Here is a 2,539-nt window from a genome sequence, read left to right as displayed (position 1 = left end):
ATCCAGGCGTAATCTGACAGAACCGCTTTGTTGTTGGTGGATGCGCGCAGGAATGTCCCGAGCTCAACCGACTGAAGTCGGTTGCTGTCGATTACGAGGCGCATTGCTCCCCCTTAACTACGGCCGCACGAATCGCCGGATACTATCAGGAGCCCGTAGTGGTCTCGCAGAACATTGGATTAGGGATCGTTTGTGGTAACGAGGAGGAAGCTTGCCACAAAACCGTTGTTTATCAATAGGTATTGGCGGAGACGGAGGGATTCGAACCCTCGATACGGTTTCCCGTATGACGCTTTAGCAAAGCGTTGGTTTCAGCCACTCACCCACGTCTCCGGCCGGCGGCAAGCGCGGGCCTATATCGGGGGTGGGGCATTGGTTCAACCTAGCGCGGCGTGACTTCCAGGCGCATCGCCAGGGTCATCGCCTCGCCGGGCTCGAGCACCGCCATGCCGAGCTCGGCCCACTCCGCCTCGGGCGCGTTCAAGGCGGCGTTGGCGTGGGTCACCGGCTCGGCGACGAACAGGCCACCGCTGTCCGGCGAATAGAGCTGGAAGAAGCGCGCGGTGGGCGACGACAGCTCGAGCGCGAACGGCCAGGCGGGGTCGGTGAGCAGGGCACTGCCGCTCCACCCGCCGAACCCGTGGTCGAGGTTTTGCCCGCACACCGGGCGCCCGGCGAGGTCGAAGCGGCCGGTCGCCTCCACCTTGTCCACCGGCAGCACCTGGTCGTCGATGGTCCAGGCGTGGCTGACGTGGGTGTCGATGCGGGTCGCCGCGCCGCACGGGAAATACGGGTGCTGGCCGAGCCCGCACGGCATCGGCTCAGCCGACAGGTTGCGGCACTCGAGGGTCAGCGTCAGCCCGCGCGGATCGAGCGCGAAAACCTGCCGCGCTTCATATTCCCACGGCCATTCGCCGGGGTCGTGGTGGAAATGCAGCGTGGCATTGCGCGCGGCCTTTTGCTCGACCTGCCACGGCCCCAGCCAGCCGTCGCCGTGGAGCGGACTGGGGTCGCCGGCCATGTTCGGCGCGATCGCGATGTCGCGGCCGCGAAAAGCAAAAGTGCCGCCGCGGATACGGTTGACGTAGGGCACGAGGGGGAAACTGGCGGCGCCCAGCGCGTTTTCCAACGGAGTGTGGCATCCGCGCAATATCGCGCTGCGGCGCTCGCCGGCGACCTCGTCGAACCAGGCGATTGTCCCGCCAACTGAGGGGCTTAGCCCCAGCTCGAGCGCGCCGGCGCGGAGCACAAGAGTGTCGTCAGCCACGCCCTTTTTGCCCTTTCCCGAACGCATCGTTCACCTCGATGCAACTCAACTGGGGATAAATCCAGATTGCTTATTGCGCCGCGATTCCGGCGCCAGCTATCTGGTTTCCCGCAGCCTCGGGGAGAGGGACGTATGCGCAGGCGCGTCAAGGACTTTATCGAGATCAGCGATTACACGTCGCTCGATCAGCTGATCGGCACATTGACCGCGATCCGCGACAATCTTCCACCCGATGCCGAGCCCGAACTGCGGTTGCGCGGCGACGACGTGTTCGGGCGGCGATTGTCGATCACTTACTTCCGCGAATTGTCGGAAGAAGAAGCCGAGTGCGAGGCGCGTTACTCGGCGGCCACGCTGCCCGAGGACAATGCGGCGATCGACGGCCTGCGCGAGCAGCTCGACGAGGTCGACTACGAGCAGCCCAAGCGCCGCATCCGCCGCGTCGCCTGAGGCGGCGTTCTAGCTCACCATTCGGCAAAACTGCCGTCGGCGTGGCGCCACACCGGGTTGCGCCAGCGGTGGCGGTCCTTGTGCGCCTCGCGCACCCCGGCCTCATCGATCGTAACGCCGAGCCCCGGCCCGGTCGGGATCGGCAGGAACCCGCCGTCCGGCGTCAGCACCTCCTTGTCGGTGACGAAGCTGAGCAAATCGTGGCCGACATTGTAGTGGATGCCGAGGCTCATTTCCTGGATCGCGACATTGGGCGTGCACGCGGCGAGCTGGAGGCATGAGGCGAGCGCGAGCGGCCCCAACGGGCAATGCGGCGCGACCGCGACATCATAGGCCTCGGCCATCGCCGCGATCTTGCGGCATTCGAGCAGCCCGCCGGCGTGGCTCAAATCGGGCTGGATGATGTCGACCACGCCGCTCTCGAGGAACGGCTTGAAGTCCCAGCGCGAGAACAAGCGCTCGCCGAGCGCGATCGGGGTCGAGGTCAGGGCGGCGATCTGCTTGAGCCCCTCGGGGTTCTCGCTGAGCAGCGGCTCCTCGATGAACAACAGCCCGAGCGGCTCGAGCACTTTTGCCAATTGCTTGGCCATCGGGCGGTGGACGCGGCCGTGGAAATCGAGCCCGACATCCATCCCCGCCGCCTGCGCCGCCTGCACGCGCTCGACCACCTCGTCGAACAATTTGGGCGTGCCGATCCAGTCGAGGTCGGCGGTGGCGTTCATCTTGACCGCGGAGAAGCCCTGGCCGGCGCGCGCCGCGGCGGCCTCGCCGATCTCGTCGGGGCGATCGCCGCCGATCCACGCATAGGCGCGCACCTTGTCG

The 2,539-nt window shown here is 66.1% G+C and carries 3 protein-coding genes and 1 tRNA gene; 1 reads left to right on the top strand and 3 read right to left on the bottom strand.

The genetic code is table 11. The annotated features are described in order from the left end of the window. Positions 1 to 243: 243 nt before the first annotated feature. Together RMP08_RS07500 and RMP08_RS07495 are read right to left on the bottom strand one after the other, a co-directional pair. Positions 244 to 333, bottom strand: a tRNA-Ser gene (locus tag RMP08_RS07500). 49 nt (positions 334 to 382) lie between these two features. Next, positions 383 to 1,267, bottom strand: a complete 885-nt coding sequence (locus tag RMP08_RS07495; protein WP_310468372.1) for an aldose 1-epimerase — start codon at positions 1,265 to 1,267, stop codon at positions 383 to 385. 132 nt (positions 1,268 to 1,399) lie between these two features. Here RMP08_RS07495 and RMP08_RS07490 point away from each other — a divergent pair, with 132 nt between their 5' ends. After that, complete coding sequence (locus tag RMP08_RS07490) at positions 1,400 to 1,717, top strand: hypothetical protein (protein WP_310468371.1); 318 nt, start codon at positions 1,400 to 1,402, stop codon at positions 1,715 to 1,717. Between the two features lie 14 nt (positions 1,718 to 1,731). On the opposite strand, the gene dgoD is transcribed toward RMP08_RS07490, so the two are convergent. After that, positions 1,732 to 2,539 (bottom strand): galactonate dehydratase (gene dgoD / locus RMP08_RS07485; RefSeq protein WP_310468370.1); only part of this gene is annotated, 808 nt, incomplete at its 5' end.

Origin of the sequence: Sphingomonas sp. (assembly GCF_031426035.1) — a bacterium.
Classification (GTDB): domain Bacteria; phylum Pseudomonadota; class Alphaproteobacteria; order Sphingomonadales; family Sphingomonadaceae; genus Sphingomicrobium.
The sequence above is the reverse complement of the archived record's forward strand: the minus strand, read 5'-3'. Positions and strand labels throughout refer to the sequence as shown.